The organism is Escherichia sp. KCJ4928 (genome assembly GCF_004352695.1).
Taxonomy (GTDB): Bacteria; Pseudomonadota; Gammaproteobacteria; order Enterobacterales; family Enterobacteriaceae; genus ECMA0423.
Genome location: NZ_SJWV01000242.1, coordinates 1 through 4,743, shown reverse-complemented (window position 1 = coordinate 4,743; position 4,743 = coordinate 1). Strand labels below are relative to the sequence as shown.

The window sequence follows — 4,743 nt, the reverse complement described above, 5'->3', positions numbered from 1 at the left end:
CTTTTTAACTTTAATTTTGTGCAGCATGCACCCTCAACAACAGCGATTATGGATCAGTGTACTTATCTTTTACAAGCAACTTGCAATCTTTAGCATAAAAACTCGAGCCTTTACGAAGAAAGCAATATTGATGGAAAGATTAACGTGACCGCCAATTCGTAAGTACATTAAAATTGGCTTCGTTATTGAAGATTTTGCTGTGCTTTACACCATGCCACAGAATTCCCCCATTGAAACGAGTGGTGTCGTCAAAGCTCTGGTGTGGAGTGCAGCATGCACCCTCAATAACTCGCACGTTCAGTTTTGGGGAGATGTAAGGGCTAATCTGAACGGCTGCATTCCTTGTTTAAGGAAAAACGAATGACTGATTGCCGATACCTGATTAAACGGGTCATCAAAATCATCATTGCTGTTTTACAGCTGATCCTTCTGTTCTTATAACACAAGGAAACGTACTTAAGGTGCGTCCGGTGAACCAATCGGACGCGCCTTTAATAACTATAAATAAGTGTCTTGGCAGATACTATATAAATTAACTTAGTGAATGATTATGCTAATGTCATCAATTAAATAAATATAATGGCGTTAAGGCTTCCCAGTAATATAATTAATACTCTACTTCCAGAGTAGAATATTAAATTTTATCCGCGTGGTGCATCAGCACAAATTTATCCCACAACTGTTCTTCTGTCTCGACATGCGCCGGATCTTTCACAATAGTATTGGGGATCGGGCACACCTTCTGGCAGGTTGGTGTCTCGTAGTGCCCTACGCATTCGGTACACTTATCGCTGTTAATCTCGTAGATATGATCTCCCATTGAAATCGCCTCATTCGGGCATTCGGGTTCACACATATCACAATTGATGCATTTTTTAGTGATTAACAACGCCATAAGGAAACTCTCAAAACAACACAAACCGGGCGGGCATTATACGCGCATTCTTTACTCAGACCAGTTTTTTCATCAGCGCTTCACTCTGACGAATACGTTCTGGTGCCAGTTCCAGATCCTGCTGAATCAGCGCAATGAACAGCAAATCCGTTAACATTCCCTGAGCGTGACAAGCAGAGATTGAAGCACTGTTTGTCGCTTGTTCTTCGGCAATGGTATACAGGCAATGAGAAGCACGCTGTTGCAGGGCATTGGGAGTAAAGCCGGTAATCGCCAGCACTTTTCCGCCCACTCGCAGCATCTCATCTGCCGCCAGGTTTAACTCGCGTCGTACACCGGTGTAGGAAATGGCTAATAACAGATCGTCAGGGGACGACGCCTGTACTGTTGCGAGTAGCGCATGCATATCGCGCACTGCGGCAGCATTGAAGCCAATCTTCATCAGCTTCCAGGCAAAGTTTTGCGCCACCAGACCCGAAGCGCCAATACCGGTCAGAATTATCCGCCGCGCAGAGCGCAACATTGTTACGCATTCATGCAGTTTCTCTTCACTATTAACGTTTAGCGTTGCGTACATAGCGGCAGTATTTTCTTTAATCAGTTTTTCGCCGACCAGCCGTAACGGATCATCACCGCGGATTTGGTTATGAATGGGCACGGAGGGCGATTCCGGCTGGCTTGCCAGCGCTTCACTCAACGCCAACTTAAGCGCCGGAAAACCTTTATAGCCGAGTTTTTGCGCGAACTTCACGACGCTGGACTGACTGACTCCGGCTTCGTTGGCCAGTTGCTGAGAACTTAAATGGCGCGCCGTATCAGGTTGTAGCAGCAGATAATCCGCCAGTTTTTTATCACTCTGGGCAAGCCCCTGGTAACGCTGACGGATACGAAGTAAGCCGTTCATATCTTTCCTCGCGATGAAATAGTGGCGACAACAGGCAATATGAGACACACGCGAGTGAATTTTATATTCCATTGCCGCTAATTGCCATGAATTAAAAATTCCAGTTAGCCATGATGCGGTCGATTGTTGCCGGAAAAGTGATGATCTATCTGTTAGGCTATGTAGTAGCGAAAATTAATCAGGATGTTTCAGTCCAGAGGAGTATGGTTTGGCAACTCACGAGCGTCGTGTGGTGTTTTTTGACTTAGATGGAACATTGCATCAGCAGGATATGTTCGGCAGTTTTCTGCGCTATTTACTGCGTCGCCAACCGCTGAATGCGTTACTTGTCCTGCCGTTGTTACCGATTATAGCCATTGCGTTATTGATAAAAGGTCGTGCGGCACGCTGGCCGATGAGTCTGCTTCTGTGGGGGTGCACTTTTGGTCACAGCGAAGCACGTTTACAGACGTTGCAGGCCGATTTCGTGCGCTGGTTTCGCGACAATGTTACCGCCTTTCCGCTGGTTCAGGAGCGATTAACCACCTACCTGTTAAGTTCCGATGCTGATATCTGGTTGATTACCGGCTCTCCGCAGCCGCTGGTTGAAGCGGTTTATTTCGATACGCCCTGGCTGCCGCGGGTTAATCTTATCGCCAGCCAAATTCAGCGTGGCTATGGTGGTTGGGTATTGACGATGCGTTGTCTGGGACATGAAAAGGTCGCACAACTGGAGCGCAAAATCGGCACTCCGCTGCGGCTGTACAGTGGCTATAGCGACAGTAATCAGGACAATCCGCTGCTTTATTTCTGTCAGCATCGTTGGCGAGTAACCCCGCGCGGTGAACTCCAGCAACTGGAATAGAGTAAAGCATAGCGTCCGTGTATAATGCGCCGCGCTTTTATAACCGGAGTTTTCTTTTTGTCTGAAGTCGAATTTAGCCACGAATACTGGATGCGTCACGCGCTGACGCTGGCGAAACGTGCCTGGGATGAGCGGGAAGTGCCGGTCGGCGCGGTATTAGTGCATAACAATCGGGTAATCGGCGAAGGCTGGAACCGCCCGATTGGTCGCCATGATCCCACCGCACATGCAGAAATCATGGCCCTGCGGCAGGGTGGTCTGGTGATGCAAAATTATCGTCTGATCGACGCCACGTTGTATGTCACGCTTGAACCATGTGTAATGTGTGCCGGAGCGATGATCCACAGTCGCATTGGTCGCGTGGTCTTTGGTGCGCATGACGCGAAAACTGGCGCTGCGGGATCTTTAATGGATGTGCTGCATCATCCGGGTATGAATCACCGAGTGGAAATTACGGAAGGAATACTGGCGGATGAGTGCGCAGCGTTGCTCAGTGACTTCTTTCGCATGCGCCGCCAGGAAATTAAAGCGCAGAAAAAAGCGCAATCCTCGACGGATTAATTTTGTTTCTCTTCACTCCCTTTCCTGGAAAACAGCAGAGAGGGAGAATGGGTCAAATAGTTTGATGACGACTGGGAAAGAAACGAGAGAAAAGGAAATTTCTCTTTGCCCAACTCCGTAGGCGATACCGCCGGATAATCCTGCGCCAGTTGCATCGCCGCTTCTGTAGCCTGCTTCTCTTTCTCTTGCAGATAACCCACCAAGCTAATCTGATACTTACGAATATTTTCGACATAAGCGTAGGCTTCATGTCCACGAGCGTAGCCGTAAGTCAGCTTGCTGTAATAGGGTTTCTGGCTAAGTAAAGGCAGACGCTGTTTTACGTCAGCCCAACTGTCAGGATTCCCTTTGGTTTTTGCCGTCAGGGCGCGGGCATCCAGCATATGCGCATAGCCCATATTGTACGCAGCGAGGGCAAACCAGATCCGCTCGTTCTCCGGCACACTTTCCGGCACTTTACTCATCATATCCTGCAAATAACGCACGCCACCGCTGATGCTCTGTTCGGCATCGGTACGATCCGTAATGCCGAGGCTTTGCGCGGTATTTTTGGTTAACATCATCATGCCGCGCACACCCGTCGGTGAAGTGGCCTGTGCATCCCAGTGCGATTCCTGATAAGCAATAGCGGCCAGCAAACGCCAGTCAATTTCTTCGGCGTATTTCTCAAACAGGGGCTTTAACTGCGGCAGTACCGCATCGACGGCGCGTAAAAATGTGCGCGTATCGACGTAATCAAAATCATCGCCATGCCCCAGGTATTTCTCTTCAATGCGTGCCAGCGTACCGTCTTCATTCATTTCGTTGAAGAAGTCGAGCAGGGCGGCGGAAAGGGTATTATCGCCATCTAACGGGCTAAACCAGGTCACCGGTTGTTCATCGGTGATATCTAGCGCTACGGCGAGCTCCGGGTGAACGCGCTGAAACAGGCTGATGGCGACAGAATCAGCAATGGTGTAATCGAGTTTTCCTTCGATGACATCTTCCATTAATTCCGCAGAGCCTTTTTTGTCGTCTACCTTCCAGCTTAATTCCGGGAATTTTGTGTCTTTCAGGGTTTGGAGATCGTTAACCACCACGTGACCCGGTGCAACGGTGAGTTGCTCCGCCGTCAGGTTGCCCAGTGTGCGCGGGCGATACTGACCCACTTTATAAACCAGTTGTTGTGACACGGAATAATAGGTAGGGCCAGGCTGATAATTTTTTACCCGCTCACTGTTATAGACCAGTCCTGCCGCCAGCAGGTCGGCGTTACCATTATCGAGGTCGTCAAACAGCTGGCTGATATTCTGCCGCACGGTCACTTTCAGTTTTACACCGAGGTAATCGGCAAACTGTTTCGCCAGTTCGTAATCCAGGCCAAAAGGTTTCCCGTTGATTTCGTTATAAGTCAGGGGAGTATGAATGGTGCTCACACGCAACTCTCCCCGCGCTTGAATGGCGGCGATACGGTTGTCGGCTTTACCAAACCAGGGAATGGATGGCCAGAGAGCGACCGCGAGCAGCAGTGCCAGAATGCCGATGAACAGATAATTAATC

At 49.1% G+C, this 4,743-nt stretch carries 6 protein-coding genes; 3 read left to right on the top strand and 3 right to left on the bottom strand.

Annotated elements, in window-relative coordinates; all coding sequences use genetic code 11:
• The first annotated feature begins 360 nt into the window (after positions 1-360).
• On the top strand, positions 361-441 hold the full coding sequence (gene shoB, locus E0D98_RS21440; protein WP_000128776.1) for a type I toxin-antitoxin system toxin ShoB: 81 nt from the start codon (positions 361-363) through the stop codon (positions 439-441).
• A gap of 193 nt (positions 442-634) precedes the next feature.
• Here shoB and yfhL read toward each other — a convergent pair whose 3' ends face one another.
• Both yfhL and E0D98_RS21430 read right to left on the bottom strand, forming a co-directional pair.
• Positions 635-895 (bottom strand): 4Fe-4S dicluster ferredoxin YfhL, encoded by a 261-nt coding sequence (gene yfhL, locus E0D98_RS21435; protein WP_001196283.1) that lies wholly within the window; start codon positions 893-895, stop codon positions 635-637.
• A gap of 55 nt (positions 896-950) precedes the next feature.
• Positions 951-1,799 (bottom strand): MurR/RpiR family transcriptional regulator, encoded by an 849-nt coding sequence (locus tag E0D98_RS21430; RefSeq protein ID WP_001013780.1) that lies wholly within the window; start codon positions 1,797-1,799, stop codon positions 951-953.
• A 208-nt stretch (positions 1,800-2,007) separates the two neighbouring features.
• Between E0D98_RS21430 and yfhb the strand changes: the two genes are divergently transcribed.
• A complete protein-coding gene (yfhb, locus tag E0D98_RS21425) occupies positions 2,008-2,643 on the top strand; it encodes a phosphatidylglycerophosphatase C (protein ID WP_000190655.1) in 636 nt (211 codons plus the stop codon).
• Between the two features lie 57 nt (positions 2,644-2,700).
• A complete protein-coding gene (gene tadA / locus E0D98_RS21420; RefSeq protein WP_001299509.1) occupies positions 2,701-3,204 on the top strand; it encodes a tRNA adenosine(34) deaminase TadA in 504 nt (167 codons plus the stop codon).
• Here the strand turns inward: tadA and mltF are convergent.
• Positions 3,201-4,742 carry a membrane-bound lytic murein transglycosylase MltF gene (gene mltF, locus E0D98_RS21415; protein ID WP_054577467.1) on the bottom strand — a complete coding sequence of 514 codons (1,542 nt, stop codon included), beginning with the start codon at positions 4,740-4,742 and terminating at the stop codon, positions 3,201-3,203. The two genes, tadA and mltF, sit on opposite strands and share 4 nt — an antisense overlap.
• Position 4,743 lies beyond the last annotated feature (1 nt).